Source organism: Thalassospira sp. HJ (genome assembly GCF_000948415.1).
Taxonomy (GTDB): Bacteria; Pseudomonadota; Alphaproteobacteria; order Rhodospirillales; family Thalassospiraceae; genus Thalassospira.
Genome location: NZ_JYII01000021.1, coordinates 162,300 through 177,307 on the forward strand (window position 1 = coordinate 162,300; position 15,008 = coordinate 177,307).

Sequence of the window (15,008 nt, forward strand, 5' to 3'; positions counted from 1 at the left end):
TTGGTTAGGCTTTGCCGTTTTCTGTATCGGCAGCGCTGTCCTCTTCCTCGACCTTCATGTCTATGGTGCGGGAAGGCACAGCTTTTTTCTTGTTCGATCCAATCGCAATTTCACGCACGACCGGTTCCGGCAAGGGTCTGTTGAGATCAACATGCAAAAGACCGTTATCAAGATGCGCGCCGACAACTTCGATGCCTTCGGCAAGAACGAAAGAGCGCTGGAACTGGCGTGACGCAATGCCACGATGGATATAGACACGTTCGCTATCATCATCGGTATGTTTGCCCCGGATGATCAGCTGATTGTCTTCGGTGGTTACCGACAGGTCTTCTTCGGCAAATCCGGCGACCGCGACCGTAATGCGCAGTTTGTTTTCACCGATCTGCTCGATGTTATAGGGCGGATAACCCTCGGCCTTGGTTTTCGAGACCTGATCGAGAACGCGTTCGATCTGATCGAAACCCAAAAGCAGCGGGCTGTTGAACATTGAAATTCGCGACATTTGCAGCACCTCCTCCGTCAGAGCGAGTGTGGTTGTATTCGGATCCCGCGCAATCTGCGTTTTGGGCATCCGGGCGTCCGACCCGAATCATTCGGCACCGGACATTTCATCAAGGGTCTGAACCCAATTGAATGCTTGAAATGGTCGTGAGGCATTCGTGCGGATATTAGGAGCTTTAACGCAGAAAGGCTAGCTGCCTTTCAAGGTGAAGCGACGCAATAGCCCGTGCAAATGCCTCCGATCCGAAAGACATCAGAATAACCTGCGACCTGCTTCGTCAATCTCCTTGCGCGGGTAACATCCCGCGCTGCGGCGATTTCCTAGCATCTCTTGATTCTTCTGATGCCATTTTAAACATTCAGTTGGGTTCAGACCCTACTCAAATAAATGTGGTTTTCCTTGCAATAGTCAAGCCTTGCCTGCGTGTGGCCGCCTTCTGCGCACCTATTTCTTGGTCTTTGTCAGATCGGGTATGGCATCAAGTGCGTAATAGGCCACCGACTGGTTCTTGCCCCTTAGTGCAACCTCATGCACGGCGGCGTTTTCCGGCAAGGGAATCGGCCCATGATCAAACAGTGCCTTTGAAATCACCAATGGCACGCCATGCCCCTTGGTCTGGGCTTCAAGGCGGGCGGTGGTGTTGATGGTGTCGCCAATCGCACTGATATTTTCGCGGCCGGGCGGGCCCATTTCCCCGACAATCGCCTTGCCCATATGCATGCCGATCCCGATGCGCAGCGGATGGGGCAGTTCGGACTGCAGGTGTTCGTTCAACCCCTCGATCCGGCGCAGCATTTCCGCCCCGCCTTCGAACGCCTGCAGGATGGTGCGTTCAATATCGTCACTTTCATGACCATAAAGCGCCATCAGGCCATCACCGGTAAACTGCGCGTAATAACCGCCCGTCGCACGCAGCGCCTCGGTCATCTCGGCAAAGAACTGATTAAGGATGAAAAGCACGTCATAGGGCATCTTGCTTTCGCCAAGCTTGGTCGAATCGCGCAAGTCGATAAAGATGCAGACAACCTGTCTTTCACTGCCCGAAAGCCCGCCTGGGCGTCGGCCGTCGCGCGCGGTGGCGTTGGGCGGCAAGAGTGGTGCGACCGCCAGATCATTTTGCGGCCTGATCTGACAGGCAAGGCGCATGCCCTTGGGTGCCTGTATGCTTTTAAGCGCGGCCGCCTCAATCTGGCCGGGGGCTGCCAGTTGATCGGTGCCCGATCCGCAGTGAATGCGGCACGTGGTGCAGCGCCCGTGCCCGCCACAGACCGATGCCATCGGAACTCCCGCATCGCGCAGCGCTTCAAGTGCTGTGGCCCCGGGCGGAACACGCACAAAACGCCCATTGGGCAGGCTTAGCATCGGGCCACGTTTGACCCTATCAATGGTCTGGCGGATTTGCCGCACACCAAACGGTGCGAGGGCCAAGGCGATACTGATGATGGTGAAAGGTACAATCGCATTTTCATAAAACGTGATGGCTGCCTGATTGACATTGGCGGCATCAATCACGCCAAACACATATTTGCGCCCGCCTTCCTCAGCCCGTCGGACCACTTCGGCGGCGGCCGCCGCATAGCCCGCCAGTGACAGGGTCGGGATCAGGATGGCAAGGGTGCCAAGCGTGTTGCGCCATTTCGGATAGAACGGTTTGACCCGAAGCCAGAAATGAATGCCGATACAGCCGTGTGCCCAGACGACAATGACGGTGATGGCCTGCAGAACCCCCTGAAACGGTATGAACACCGCCAGATCAAGCAGAACACGCTCATGCGGAGAATCGACATCAAAGCCAAGATCAATGACCCGGGTCGCGATGATATGGCGAAAAATAAGAAACGGAATGCACAGACCCAAAATCATCTGCGCCCACTCAGATTTGCGCAGACGAAGGGTACGGCGGCTGGTCAGGCGCCCGGTGGCAAGGAAGAAGTGCGTGATCAGCGACACCAGCAACAGAATTTCAAGCGGCAGGAACTGCCAGACTTCGGTGGTGTATTCACCGAATGCCTGCATCAATTCCGGTGAAACGATGCCTGCGGCATGGTTCAGCAGATGCATCAGCACATAGGCAAACATGGTCAGGCCGGAATACAGCCGCAAATTCTGGATCATCGGTTCAGGTGCCCGTTGTTTATTCGCTCGTCTCTCACGCAGTCCAATCGGGCGTCGACATTCTGTGGTCGATCATGTCCTTTTGGCTTAGTCCTGTTGTGACAGGATCATGCAACACCTTTGGTTGATAAAGTGTTTTATCTGTTCAGGCACGAAAAAAGCCATCAGCAAAACTGATGGCTTTTGAATTTGTCTGTCAGTGATCAGTTGGCATAGCCTTGGATCAGGCGGCGGATTTGATGCGCTTCCGGGTCATGAATTTCACGATTGAACGTGCGAAATCAACGCTGGTGATCGGCGTTTCAAGCGACTTCATGGCCGCAGCGTGCACATCATCCGGGATAAGATCATAGCGCGCCTGCAGAAGTGCGGTTTCATAGGGCTTCATGAATTCCGGGTGCGGCTGGATGGATGCGGCATTGGGGCCGTACTGCAAACCGGCATAGGGGCAGAAATCCGAACTTGCCCAAACGCTTGCACCTTTTGGCGGTTCGACAACCTGATCCTGATGGAAGGCATTGATACGGATGGTCGCCGGGCTGTCGGAAAGCCAGTCGCTGTTGCTGGCATCCACCGCATATTCATGCACACCAACGCCCCAGCCCTTGTCAGACTTGATCACCTTGCCGCCCAGTGCGGTTGCAAGGATCTGATGGCCAAAGCAGATGCCAAAGACCGGCTGACCGGCATCAACTGCATTGCGCAGGAATTCCTGCAGGCGGATCATCCACGGGGTGTTTTCATAAACGCCATGCTTGGAACCCATGATCACCCAGCCATCAGCATCGCCGATGGAGGCCGGGAAAACGTCTTCAAGGACGGTCCAGGTTTTGAACTCAAGGCTTGGGTCAACATCGCCTAGCAGCTTTTCAAGCATCCCGGGATAGGATGCGAAATCGCTGCGAAGTTCTTCCGGGGCAAATCCGGTCTCAAGAATGCCGATCTTCATTTGGAAACCTTTATGGACGTCAATATGGCGCTATTGCTCAGTTATGGGATTTTAACGCCAAAGACAAGCCCGGTGCTGCGAGAATTTAGCCAAATTTTGACCGGAAATGCGAAACCGCCCGGTGGAACACACGGGCGGTTGCAAAACCTGCGGCCAAAGGCCGGGGGGACCAAACCGGCAGCAGATTATAGGTTCGGGCTTATTTGTTCAGACCGACCGCACGGGCACCGCCCATACCGACAATCATTGCAACAACAAAAATGATCGTATCGGTATGTCCGAATGCCAGCGCACTCAGTGCCGGACCGGGGCAATAGCCAACCAGACCCCAGCCGGTCCCGAACAGAAGACCACCCGCGATCAGTTTGGTGGTAATCGCACGGTTGTTCGGAAGGCTCATCTCACCGCCGCAAACAGCTTCGGTACGGTTCTTGGCAAACTGGAAGATCGGAATGGCAACCGCCAGACCACCGCCCATGACGAAGGCAAGGCTTGGGTCCCAGCCACCATCGGCAATCGCCCAGATATCAAGAAAGCCAAGAACCTTTTGCGGGTCAATCATGCCCGAAATATAAAGGCCAAAGCCAAAAATCGTGCCGCAAATCAGGGAAACAATCGTACGCATTACATGCCTCCCATCAGATGGCGGGTAACAAGGACGGTGACAAAGCCGGCCGCCATGAAGGACAGCGTCGCAACCAGCGAACGCAGCGAAAAGCGCGACAGGCCGCAAATGCCATGGCCACTGGTGCAGCCACTGCCGATCGTGGTGCCAAGACCGACCAGAAGACCGGCAACAATGATCACCGGAAGGGAGCTCGTCACAACACTCTGGGCTGCGATCTCGGTGGCATTCATCAGAATGAACGGACCGACAACCAGACCGATGACAAAGGCAAGGCGTTCAAACACGGCCGAGCCACCCTTGGTCGGGGTCAGCAAGCCGCCAAGAATGCCGCTGATACCGGCAATCCGGCCATTTAGCAAAAGATAAAGGCCAGAGGCCAAACCAATAAGTCCGCCGCCAATCAGGGCGGAAACCGGCGTGAAGTTTTCCATCATCCAATCCATTGAAATCGAAATTTATATTAATGTATGAGAATGCATTAATTTTATCAATGGGCGTCGATAAATTTTTGTCTCATCCATAAGGAAACGCTGAGATAGCGCTCTGTTTCAGAACATTTTTAAACTGGGGATGCTGCTGCGAAATTCAAGATAAGAAGAGGGTGATCCTGCAAGGCAGGGTTGAAGTCGTTCTGAGAGAGTGGCGGGCTTTTGGGTGTGCCGTAATCGTTCTTTGCCAATACAGAACAGACCATCTGGATGTTTAAATATGCGAATGGTTCGCAAAATAAATTGCAATTCGGGGGTGCCAGTGATAACCCCGAAAGACCCCGGAAAAAGTGTGGGCTGGGCACCGTGTCCCCGGCATCGGGTGCGAACATCAACAAGACGGATAAAGAACGTGCATCCGGATCAGAACATCCATGTTGCCTGTATCGGGCCTGATAAAATGGCCCCGTCACTTACCGATCGGGACCGCTTTGCCCCGGTGATTTTTGAACGGCTTGGTCAATATGCCCTGCCTGATGTTGATCTGTCGCGCTATGCCGCCTTGGCGATTTCCATTCATGCCGATTTGCGCTTCTTGCTCGCCAACAAGGATGTGCTGGCGCGCTACCTTGATTGCGGCGGTGTTGTGCTTTGGAGTGGCCCGATGGCCTATCCGGTGATTGACGGGGTTGGTGAATTCATCCCGCGCCCGAAACGCAACTTGGTAGGGCTCAGGATTACCCGATTGGCGGATCACCCGCTGTTTGATGGCGTAACCGACGAAGATCTGACATTCCGTCGCGGTGTTGCCGGTTTCTGGGGGCGTGGTCATAACCCGGCACCCGATGGGGCCTTGGTGCTCAACGGGATGGATGAAGACCCGAAGCAGGCCCCCATCGACTGGATCTGGCACCGCCCGGAAGGCGGGATTGTTATCTGTCATGCGGGAAATGATTTTCTGACCTTTGCCCAGGCCGGTGTTGGCACAACGGCAGACAGGCTTGCCCCGAACTTTGCCAAATGGCTGGTAAGTCAGGTGCAGGCAACAGTACGGCAGGAGGAACGGGTATGAGCACGGCCATGAATACTTCAAATCCATCCCGCCCGAAGCTGATCGCCCTTGATGGCGGTATGGGCTATCACAAGGCAACGCTCGATGACCCGCGGATTGCGCCGCATATTGATGAAGTCATCTACATTCGTGATCTGCGTGACGAGGATCTGACGGATGCTGCAGGCCTGATCATTTCGTGCCGCACACCTGCCGAGGTCATTGTGCCGCACGCCAATCGCATTCGCGCATTCCTTGATCGCGGTGGCATGGTGGTCGCCATGGGCGATACGGAGCAGGAAAAATGGCTGCCCGATGTGTCGCGCGAACAGGTCGAAACCAATTTCTGGTGGTGGCTGGAACCGGGCGCGGACCTTGGCCTCGAAATCGCAGTACCCGAACACGACATGTTTGCCGATCTCGGTAAGGCCGATGTCAGCTGGCATCTGCATGATCTGTTTGATGTGCCGGCCCATGCCAGATCATTGGTCGATTACAAGGACGGTCGGTCGGTGCTTTATGAAGACACGACCAGCTTTGCCGGGCATCTCATCGTCACCTCGCTTGATCCGATGTATCACCACGGGGCTTGGTTCATGCCGGCAACGACACGCTTTCTCTATGGTTTTATCCCGTGGATTCGCCGCACACTTGATGCCAGGGCCGTTTTGTCCTGAGGCAAAATCTTTGAGATCGTCTAAAATGCTGATTTCAAATGATTTAATCTATCTTGCCAAACTCCGAAAATAGGAAGATATAGCATTATCTTTGGTTGTGGTTTCGGCCCCGGTGCCCAAACCCCCTTTTTCGGATTTCTCAGGTGGGTCAGGACCTGTCCATTTTGTTGAAATGGTCGCTCAGATCTTTACGGATACGCGAAGCAAAACCGCAGGAAGATACATATCTTTCAAGGTTTTGCGACAAAGTTGCCGTACAGATCCGAGCGATCCGCAGGACAGCCGTTATGTTTGCGACCTCCTGCGTCAAATCCCTTGTCCGGGATGCCAACCCGCTCTGCGGGCTTTTCCTTGGATTTCACAAACATAACGGCTGCCATTGCAGCAAAATGGACAGGTCCTGACCCAAGATGAGCAAAGATCGTGTGTTGGCCAGTCGGCGGCTTGATGTCGCACTGGCATTGGTATCGCAGGGCGACTACATCGCGGCAATTGATGTTGCCCGTGCTGCATTGGCAGCCGACGGGGAATGGGACGAAGCCCATTTTACCCTGGGCGATATCTATGAACGCGCCGGCGAAACCGATAATGCCATCGAAGCTTTCCGTAAGTATCTGATGCTTGATCCCAAGGATCGCATGGGGGCTGAAGTCCGCCTGACATTGCTGGGTGCTGCCGCCCTGCGTGATCGCCTGCCGCCTGATTATGTGCGCGCGCTGTTTGACGATTATGCCCCGCGCTTTGAAATCAGCCTGCGGGATCGTCTGGCCTATCGCGGGCCGGAGCTTCTTTTTGAAGCCCTGCGGTCGCATTTGCCCGACATGCTGCGTCCGCTCGAGGTGCTTGATCTTGGCTGCGGTACCGGTCTCGTGGCCGAAGTATTTGCAGGTCACGTCGATGCCATTGACGGGATCGATCTGTCACCGCGCATGATCAACCGGGCGCGCGCCAAGGGGCTTTATCGCACGCTCGTTGCCGGTGATATCACCGACATCCCGGCGGAAATGGGCACCGAATACAGTTTGGTGATTGCGGCAGACGTTCTGAACTATCTTGGCGATCTGGCCCCGGCCCTGCGTGCCGCACATGCGCGGATGCGGCCCGGAGCGCTTCTGGTCTTCACGCTCGAACATGGCGAAGCCTTCCCGTTTGACCTTGGCCCCGGCCAGCGGTTCCGCCACCACCAGCGCGCAATTGGCGAATGGCTGGCAGAATGCGGCTTTGATGTCTTGTCCGATACGCAGGGTGTCCTGCGTCAGGAAAAGGGAAACCCGGTCGAAGGCCGGATTATTGTTGCCCGCGCTACTGATGCCCTTGGCCTGATGGCCGGTGATCTGATCATGCCCGGTGATCCCGATCAGGCATCGGGTCAGACCCTGCATTAATCAAGGCGGTTTTTACGCGACCCGAATACAAAACACCCCGTAACCATTGGTCACGGGGTGTTTCTGTTTCTGATCAGGATGGCACTGGCCTTAAACCGGTACGCCGCGAATAACTGCTACTTCGTGATAGAGCGGCACATTCGGATCCGCATTGATCATTTGTTGGGCCTTGGTGGCTGAAAGCGGCTGCTTGCCTTCCGGGTCGGCATAGAATTTACAGACCAGCTGCTTTTCAAGCCCGGTACCGCTCAGCGCTTTTTCCAGGGTCACGAAGAACGAAATATCGGTGCCCGCGTGCTGCAGCACGATTTTCGAGGCGATTTTTTCGGTCTTGTAGCCATTGGCTTCAAAGCACTCACAGATGATCTCTGTGCCGATGCGACAGCCGAAATTCATCACCAGTTCGGCCTTGGGCGCATGTTCACGAATACGGCGCATCAAGGCTTCATTGAGCCCCAGCCCAACCGAGTTATAGGGATACTCGTCAAACAGGCTCCAGGGATAATAATGCGCGATATGGTCTTCGGCCTCGTCGCCAGCCCCTTCGGCAAGCTCGATCGACTGGGCTTCGCGAAAGGCGGTCAGGCGTTCATCGCCCGGCTCACCTACCTGCGGGATGCAGGCAATCACCACGTCGGTCTTGGCAACCTTTTCACGGGCCTCGTCGGTATCGACAAGGCTGACGCTGCCATGGACCGGTTCGAAATGTTTGGCATGTTCGGGAGAAAGGCTTTTGATGTTGCGCTCTGCCAGAACGACAAGGCGGGGATCAAGGTCACTGCCATAAACGCGCTTGGCACCGCAATTTCGCAAGATAAAGGCAACATTGATGCCGGTCCCGACCCCGACTTCATAAACGGTTTTGCCTTCAAGATTGGCGCGCGAAAGACCTTCCTGAAACGTCTGTGTCCAGGGGTCATCGGGATCAAAGGCAAAGTCGGGTCGTTCGGGATCGTTTTCGTATGGGCTGGGTGTCTCGCTGCTCTCGTCGGCGGGATCTTCTAACATAATGCTTCCTGTTATTTCGTCTGTCGCATCAGCCGTTCGCGGGACACAAGTGGGCATGTCAAAAACGCCAAAGGACGTGGCGACAAGGCAACCAGATACTCTGACGTGTCAGACCCGTGTGGCGGGCCACCGTGATCGACACCCCTGTGCCGATGCGCAGCGCTTTATTTTATTCTCGCCGCGCTCAGCTACGCGACGCGATGCCATAAGCATCATGGGCGGGAATTGCGCCGGCAATGGCATGCCAGCGGTGTGGGCAGGTCGAAGGGGTGCCCGTCAATCGCGATCAGTTGATGCGGGCAAACTGTTTTGCATCACTTGCCAGCTGCACTTCTTCGGCCAGCTCGCCAAGCGAGTCCGCCAGACGTTCACAATTGCAGTCTGCACCAACTAGAACATTGAGCGGCGATGCGCTGTCTTCGCGGCCAACCAGTGCCTGCATGATCCGCAGAAGGGTCGGGGCCGGTGACAAACCGTTGCAATCAATTGTGTTCGATACTTGCATGTCGTCTTCTCCTTGTCTGGCAAACAGGAGCTCCGGCACACCGTCGGGACGGTGATGAATGCCAAAGCATGACGTGTTCCCAATGCCCACAAGCATTTGCGGACAACAGAACAGAAACACTCTCGACCTTTGCGCGATCCCAGCATCAAGCCACACATGGGTGGCGTCCTTGGCGTGACAGAAGGCCTTGTTCAGGACCGGCTCTGTCGGCTGGGCGGTCTCAAGGGTCAATTTTGGCAATCAACCCGTTCTGGTCTTGAATGTCATTTCGCATTGCGACTGTCGCGCATCAGCACAAGTCATTATTTTCAATGCGGTAGGTTGCAAAATCACATCGCGTGATGGGTGCAAAACCTTGACCAGAACACACCGGAAAATTCTCCGGATCGACCTTGTTGAATTCAATCGTAGCAGTCGGCGGGTGGGTGTCAAGGAGGGATTTGATTGTCTTTTGCGCAATTTGATGCGAAGATTAAATTTTAATCACAAATCTTTCCCGTTCCCGTCCCGTGCTCTGGACCGGCTCAAAGGTGGTGCCAAAAATGTAAAAACCGGCAAGCATTTACCGCGCCTGCGAAGGGCGAAATGCTCTGCTTTGGCGCGATAGCCTAATCGCGGAAACCGGGGTCCAGCCGGTCGGCAAGGCGCATTTGTGCGTCCCACTCAAGTGCCACATCACCATCGTCATAGGCCATCTGGCTGAACTGTTCGGAAACGCGTTTGATCACCGCATCATCGATCTTGCGAAGCGGTCGGCCCATGGCCAGGGTGGACTCCTGAATCTCGCACGCGCGGTTCAGATAAAACATGTTGGAAAACATCTGCCCGGCGGTTGCGCCCACTGTCAAAAGACCATGATTGCGCAGGATCAGCGCGATGTTGGTGCCAAGCGCTTTAACGATTCTCTCGCGTTCTTCAAGATCAAGCGCGATGCCCTCATAATCGTGATAGCCGATCTGGCCATAATACTGCAGCGCGATCTGATTAAGCGGCATCAGCCCTTCTTCAAGGCACGAAACCGCAAAGCCTGACCGCGTGTGGGTATGCATGACCCAGGCCGCGTCATGGCGGCCGATATGCACAGCACTATGGATGGTAAAGCCGGCCGGATTCACCCGATAGGGGCTGTCTGCGACCTTGTTGCCATCGACATCGATCTTGACCAGCGAGGACGCGGTAATTTCCTCCCACATCAGGCCATAGGGATTGAGCAGAAAGTGGCCCGGCTCGCCCGGCACGCGGGCCGAAATGTGGGTATAGATCGTATCGGTCATCTTGTAGTGCGCGGCCAGCCGGTAACAGGCGGCCAGCTCAACCCGGCACTGCTTTTCAGCCTCGCTGATATCTGGGTCGCTCATGACGCTGGTTTGGGCGCCCTTCTGTGTCGCGATATGCATCCCGGCCTCCTGTGATCTGATCAAACGGCTTTACTCTTTGATATACACTTGTTTAACTGAGGATGAAACCAAAGCGCAAATTTTCTTGTGTCGGCACCCATCTATCGGGTGCGCTGTGCGGGATCAGAAGCGCTGAAAATAACTGTTCAGGGGGCTTTTACGAATGGCGGCGGCAGAACCAATTTATGGTGTTCTTCTTAGCGATGCGATGGATCTCAAAAGCTATTACGGGCTTGATTTCGGCGATGCGACCCCCGACGTCCGCCTGCTTAATCCCGATGAAGTCACCAACCCGGATCTGATCCGCTTTGCCGTCTGCTGGCTGCCGGGTCCGGCGGCCTTTGCGCCCTATCTCAACATCGAAATGGCGATGTCTGTCGGGGCCGGTGTGGATGCTTTGCTCAAACATCCGGGTTTAAACAAAGACGTCGCAATTTGCCGCGTACGTGACCCCAATCAGGCCGATTTGATGGCGGGTTATGCGGTCCACGAAGTCGTGCATGTTGAACGTGGCTTCGCCCGGATGCAGCAAAGTCAGGCCAGCGCAGAATGGGCGCCACCTGCGATTCGTCCGCCGCACGATCTCAAGGTCGCGGTGCTTGGCCATGGCTCCATGGGGGCCAGTGTTGTCAAGGCGTTGGCGGCCTGTGGCTTTAGCGTATCGGTCGCCTGTCGCCGCGCGCCGACCGACCCGGTTGAGGGCGTGGACTATTTCACCGGCGACGATTCGGTTTTGAAATCGGTCGTGGGTCAGGATGTGGTGATCAACGTTCTGCCACTGACCGCCGAAACCGAAAATATCCTTGATGCCGACCTGTTTGCCAAGCTCGCCAAGGGGGCCTGGCTGATCCAGATCGGGCGCGGCGAACATCTGGTCGAGGAGGATCTGGTTGCCGCCCTCGATAGCGGACAACTCAGTGGCGCGACGCTTGATGTCTTTCGCACCGAACCCCTGCCGTCCGATCATCCTTTCTGGTCAGACCCGCGCCTGCGCATCACGCCGCATATCGCCAGTGATACAACACCGCACATCGTTGCCGAGCAGGCCCTGCAATCGGCGCGCGAGCTGCATGCAGGCAGGCCGCTTAGCCTGGCTATTAGCCGCGGGCAGGGCTACTGAGCAGCTTGGTCAGGTTGGGCAAAACCGATTGCAGTCTTGAAACCCGACTAAAATTAATCAATTGTATAACAGTGTGCGAAGGCAAGGGTGTCGGTACACGATCCGCTAGCCATCCGGGAACCGGGAATGAGCCGAAAAACATTTCAACGCCTGTCGCTTGATGTGCGCCGCCGCAGTTTGATGGAGGCAACGCTGACCTGTGTTGCCCGCCATGGCCTGCACGGGGCATCGGTGCGTCGGATTACCGAGGAGGCCGGGGTGACCGTCGGTCTGGTGCGCCATTATTTCGGCAGCAAGGATGACATGATCCGCAATGCCTATGCCTATCTGGTCGGCCAGCTAACCGCACAGGCCAGCGAAAGCGCGCGTGCGGCCGAAGGCACGCCAGAGGCACAATTGGCAAGCTTCCTACGTGCCAACCTGACCCGTCCGAACATGGACGAAGAAACCGTGTCGCTTTGGGCGACCTTCATTGGTCGTGTGCGTCATGATCCGGGCTTTGCCGAAATTCACCGTGATGGGTATCGCGAATTTCTAAGCGTCCTTGAAACCCTGATCGAGCCGGTCCTGATCCATCACGGCTGCCCGTACAGTGTGGCGATTTGCCGCAACCATGCGATTGCGCTCAATGGTCTGATTGATGGTCTCTGGATGGAAGGGGCGATCAATTCCGGCCTGTATGCTCAGGATATCCTGCCCGATCTGATCACCGGGGCGGCCGAACGCCTGCTTGAATTGCCTGCCGGGGCGCTCTCCGCACCTGATATTGCCCTTCAATCAACCGGCCATCCGATAAACCGCGAACAACAAAGTAAGCCGTCATGAGATATGCCAAGATTACCGATCGTCTTGCCGAACTGGGCGGGGCGAAATGGGCCGTTCATAACACCGCGCGTGATCGTGAGGCCGAAGGGGCGAAAATCATCGAACTCACGATTGGCGAGCCCGATATTCCCGTCGACCCTGCCCTGATTGACGCGTGCGAGGCCTCCATGCGGCGCGGCCGCACCCATTATTCCAATGGCCGGGGCGAGGTGGGGCTGCTGGGTGCGCTGGTTGAAAAATACAAACCCGCCTGGCCGGAAATTACGCCCGAAAACATCTTGTGTTTCCCGGGTACACAGACCGCGCTTTATACCGTCATGACCGCGCTTGTGGATGCCGGGCAGGGCGTGCTGGTCGGCGATCCCTATTATGCGACCTATGCCGGGGTGATCCGCGCATCCGGGGCAGAATTGCAATCCGTTCCGCTGTCGATCGAGCATGGCTTTATCATGCAGCCCGACGATCTGCGCGCGGCCATCACCAGCGAAAGCCGCGTGTTGTTGCTCAACACGCCACACAACCCGTCCGGCGCGCTGCTTGATCGCGCAACACTGGTCGAACTTGGCAAGATCGCCATTGAGCATGATCTGTGGATTGTCTGTGACGAAGTCTATGAGGATCTGGTGTTTGAAGGCGCTTTCGCATCCCCGCTTGAAATCGCAGAGCTGCGCGATCGCACCATCGTCACGTCCTCGATCTCGAAAACCTATGCCGCCACCGGCTTTCGTAGTGGCTGGGCCGTTGGTCCCGCGGAACTCTGCACCAAGGTTCTGCCGATTTCCGAAACTATCCTGTTTGGCAATCAGCCCTTCATTGCCGATGCGACCGAGGTCGCCCTTCGCGGCAATTTCGATACCGCCAAACGCATGTGCAAGAGCTACGCCGCCCGCGTGGACATGATCGAAACCGAGCTTGCCGGCTGCACCGTCCTGAAGCCGGGCAAGGTATCAGGCGGCATGTTCGCGATGATTGATGTCGGTGCCACCGGCATGAATGGCGAAGAATTCGCCTGGGGGCTTCTCGATGATCAAAATGTCGCGGTCATGCCAGGCGCTTCCTTTGGCGAAAACGCCAAAAACCTGATCCGCGTGGCGCTCACGGTGCCCGACGACGAACTCCGCGAAGCCATCAAACGCATCCGGGCCTTCGCCGAAAAATCGGCATAAGGCCCGGTTGTATACGTTTTGGCTTACGCCTTGGGCATATCACCCCGGATGATATAGGCCAGTGCCGCAACCACCTGTTCGGGTTCGCGGGCAACACCATTGGCCGCACCATCGACTTCCTTAAGCGCATGGTCATGCTCGGCGGGATGGAGCGTAATATAAGGAATGCCAAGGGCGGACGCCTGACCGGCATCAAAGGCCGCATTCCATTGCTTGTATTTCTCGCCAAAGCGGATGACGGCAAGGTCGGACTCTGCCAGCAAGGTCTTGGTGCGCATGGCATTAAGCTGCGCGCCCTTGCGGTCATGCCAGAACTTGTTTTCTTCCGCGCCAAACACGGCAACGCCGCAATCATCTGAATCTTCATGCACGGTGATCGGTGCTACCAGCTCGACCGGAAGGCCAGCTTCTGCAGCACCCGCCTCAATGCGCTCGCGCCAATCGCTGTGAATTTCGCCCGACAAATAAACGGTCCAGACTTTGCTCATCTTTCTCTCCCTTGGTGGTCGTTATGATGGGGTACGTCAGACCCTAAAACGACAAAACCCGTCGCCAAAGGCAACGGGTTTTGAATGGTGGAGCCGATCAGGATCGAACTGACGACCTCTACAATGCCATTGTAGCGCTCTCCCAACTGAGCTACGGCCCCACTTTGTCCGCGACGCAGTCTGACAAGCAGGCTCTGCGGCGCGGCGCATATTTAGAAGGTTCGCCAAATGTTGGCAAGACCCTTTTTCAAAATTTCTTAGCGATCGTCGTCGTCTGATTCGACATGCTCATAGACTTCGCCAAGATCATCATCATCTTCGCCAAGATCGGAAGCATCTTCGAGAATATCATCGTCGACATCGACATCGGTATCATCGTCAAGATCGTTGACGTCATCGACGTCTTCGTCTTCTTCCGGTGCCGGTTTGGCAACAGCGGATTTCTTGACCTTGGTTACCCCGTCAGGCGTTTTGCATTTCGGGCAGACAACCGGGGTCCGGTTCAAGTCGTAATACTTGGTACCACAAGCGAGGCAGTGACGTTTCTTACCGCGTGCTGACATTACGGCAAATCCTCTTAATTACCGTTATCAATTAAGAAAAAGACTGTGTGTCGCAAACGCGCAGCAAGGCTGCGCACAGCGTCTTGTCCGAAAGGCCCAATTGCCATCTTGTTGACCCCTTGTCAAAAGGAAATTGCGCGTTTTTACCTTTGGTAGGGGGCTGGGTTAAATTTGCCTCACATTGATGCAAATTCCCATACC

Annotated in this window: 16 protein-coding genes and 1 tRNA gene; 6 read left to right on the forward strand and 11 right to left on the reverse strand. The window is 55.7% G+C overall.

Annotated elements, in window-relative coordinates; genetic code table 11:
• Positions 1-4 precede the first annotated feature (4 nt).
• The 5 genes from UF64_RS18555 to UF64_RS18575 all read right to left on the reverse strand — a co-directional run bounded on the left by UF64_RS18555 (position 5) and on the right by UF64_RS18575 (position 4,625).
• Positions 5-502 (reverse strand): Hsp20 family protein, encoded by a 498-nt coding sequence (locus UF64_RS18555; RefSeq protein ID WP_044830273.1) that lies wholly within the window; start codon positions 500-502, stop codon positions 5-7.
• Between the two features lie 444 nt (positions 503-946).
• Complete coding sequence (locus UF64_RS18560; protein WP_044830098.1) at positions 947-2,617, reverse strand: adenylate/guanylate cyclase domain-containing protein; 1,671 nt, start codon at positions 2,615-2,617, stop codon at positions 947-949.
• Between the two features lie 223 nt (positions 2,618-2,840).
• On the reverse strand, positions 2,841-3,566 hold the full coding sequence (locus UF64_RS18565; protein WP_044830099.1) for a type 1 glutamine amidotransferase: 726 nt from the start codon (positions 3,564-3,566) through the stop codon (positions 2,841-2,843).
• A 199-nt stretch (positions 3,567-3,765) separates the two neighbouring features.
• Positions 3,766-4,191, reverse strand: coding sequence for a DUF6691 family protein (locus tag UF64_RS18570; protein ID WP_044830100.1), 426 nt, complete (start codon positions 4,189-4,191; stop codon positions 3,766-3,768).
• Positions 4,191-4,625 carry a YeeE/YedE family protein gene (locus UF64_RS18575; protein WP_082049921.1) on the reverse strand — a complete coding sequence of 145 codons (435 nt, stop codon included), beginning with the start codon at positions 4,623-4,625 and terminating at the stop codon, positions 4,191-4,193. Before UF64_RS18575 ends, UF64_RS18570 begins: the two co-directional genes overlap by 1 nt.
• Before the next feature lie 409 nt (positions 4,626-5,034).
• Here UF64_RS18575 and UF64_RS18580 point away from each other — a divergent pair, with 409 nt between their 5' ends.
• The 3 genes from UF64_RS18580 (at position 5,035) to UF64_RS18590 (ending at position 7,735) form a co-directional block, all read left to right on the forward strand.
• Entirely contained in the window at positions 5,035-5,694 is a 660-nt protein-coding gene (locus UF64_RS18580) for a hypothetical protein (RefSeq protein WP_052657706.1), read from the forward strand.
• 8 nt (positions 5,695-5,702) lie between these two features.
• Positions 5,703-6,350 carry a hypothetical protein gene (locus tag UF64_RS18585; protein WP_044830275.1) on the forward strand — a complete coding sequence of 216 codons (648 nt, stop codon included), beginning with the start codon at positions 5,703-5,705 and terminating at the stop codon, positions 6,348-6,350.
• A gap of 410 nt (positions 6,351-6,760) precedes the next feature.
• Positions 6,761-7,735 (forward strand): class I SAM-dependent methyltransferase, encoded by a 975-nt coding sequence (locus UF64_RS18590; RefSeq protein ID WP_044830102.1) that lies wholly within the window; start codon positions 6,761-6,763, stop codon positions 7,733-7,735.
• Positions 7,736-7,825: 90 nt separating this feature from the next.
• Here UF64_RS18590 and UF64_RS18595 read toward each other — a convergent pair whose 3' ends face one another.
• The 3 genes from UF64_RS18595 to UF64_RS18605 all read right to left on the reverse strand — a co-directional run bounded on the left by UF64_RS18595 (position 7,826) and on the right by UF64_RS18605 (position 10,645).
• Positions 7,826-8,743, reverse strand: a complete 918-nt coding sequence (locus tag UF64_RS18595; RefSeq protein ID WP_044830103.1) for a 50S ribosomal protein L11 methyltransferase — start codon at positions 8,741-8,743, stop codon at positions 7,826-7,828.
• Between the two features lie 286 nt (positions 8,744-9,029).
• Positions 9,030-9,488: a hypothetical protein gene (locus tag UF64_RS18600; protein WP_152630732.1), complete on the reverse strand. Its 459-nt coding sequence runs from the start codon at positions 9,486-9,488 to the stop codon at positions 9,030-9,032.
• Positions 9,489-9,856: 368 nt separating this feature from the next.
• A complete protein-coding gene (locus UF64_RS18605) occupies positions 9,857-10,645 on the reverse strand; it encodes a class II aldolase/adducin family protein (RefSeq protein WP_235285157.1) in 789 nt (262 codons plus the stop codon).
• Positions 10,646-10,808: 163 nt separating this feature from the next.
• Here UF64_RS18605 and UF64_RS18610 point away from each other — a divergent pair, with 163 nt between their 5' ends.
• The 3 genes from UF64_RS18610 (at position 10,809) to UF64_RS18620 (ending at position 13,756) form a co-directional block, all read left to right on the forward strand.
• Positions 10,809-11,765 (forward strand): NAD(P)-dependent oxidoreductase, encoded by a 957-nt coding sequence (locus UF64_RS18610; RefSeq protein ID WP_044830105.1) that lies wholly within the window; start codon positions 10,809-10,811, stop codon positions 11,763-11,765.
• Between the two features lie 126 nt (positions 11,766-11,891).
• Entirely contained in the window at positions 11,892-12,590 is a 699-nt protein-coding gene (locus UF64_RS18615) for a TetR family transcriptional regulator C-terminal domain-containing protein (RefSeq protein WP_044830106.1), read from the forward strand.
• Positions 12,587-13,756 carry a pyridoxal phosphate-dependent aminotransferase gene (locus tag UF64_RS18620; protein ID WP_044830107.1) on the forward strand — a complete coding sequence of 390 codons (1,170 nt, stop codon included), beginning with the start codon at positions 12,587-12,589 and terminating at the stop codon, positions 13,754-13,756. Before UF64_RS18615 ends, UF64_RS18620 begins: the two co-directional genes overlap by 4 nt.
• 23 nt (positions 13,757-13,779) lie before the next feature.
• On the opposite strand, the gene UF64_RS18625 is transcribed toward UF64_RS18620, so the two are convergent.
• The 3 genes from UF64_RS18625 to UF64_RS18635 all read right to left on the reverse strand — a co-directional run bounded on the left by UF64_RS18625 (position 13,780) and on the right by UF64_RS18635 (position 14,807).
• Positions 13,780-14,244 (reverse strand): YtoQ family protein, encoded by a 465-nt coding sequence (locus tag UF64_RS18625; RefSeq protein ID WP_044830108.1) that lies wholly within the window; start codon positions 14,242-14,244, stop codon positions 13,780-13,782.
• Between the two features lie 85 nt (positions 14,245-14,329).
• Positions 14,330-14,405: transfer RNA gene (locus UF64_RS18630), tRNA-Ala, on the reverse strand.
• 96 nt (positions 14,406-14,501) lie between these two features.
• Positions 14,502-14,807 carry an FYDLN acid domain-containing protein gene (locus tag UF64_RS18635; RefSeq protein ID WP_044830109.1) on the reverse strand — a complete coding sequence of 102 codons (306 nt, stop codon included), beginning with the start codon at positions 14,805-14,807 and terminating at the stop codon, positions 14,502-14,504.
• Positions 14,808-15,008: the final 201 nt, after the last annotated feature.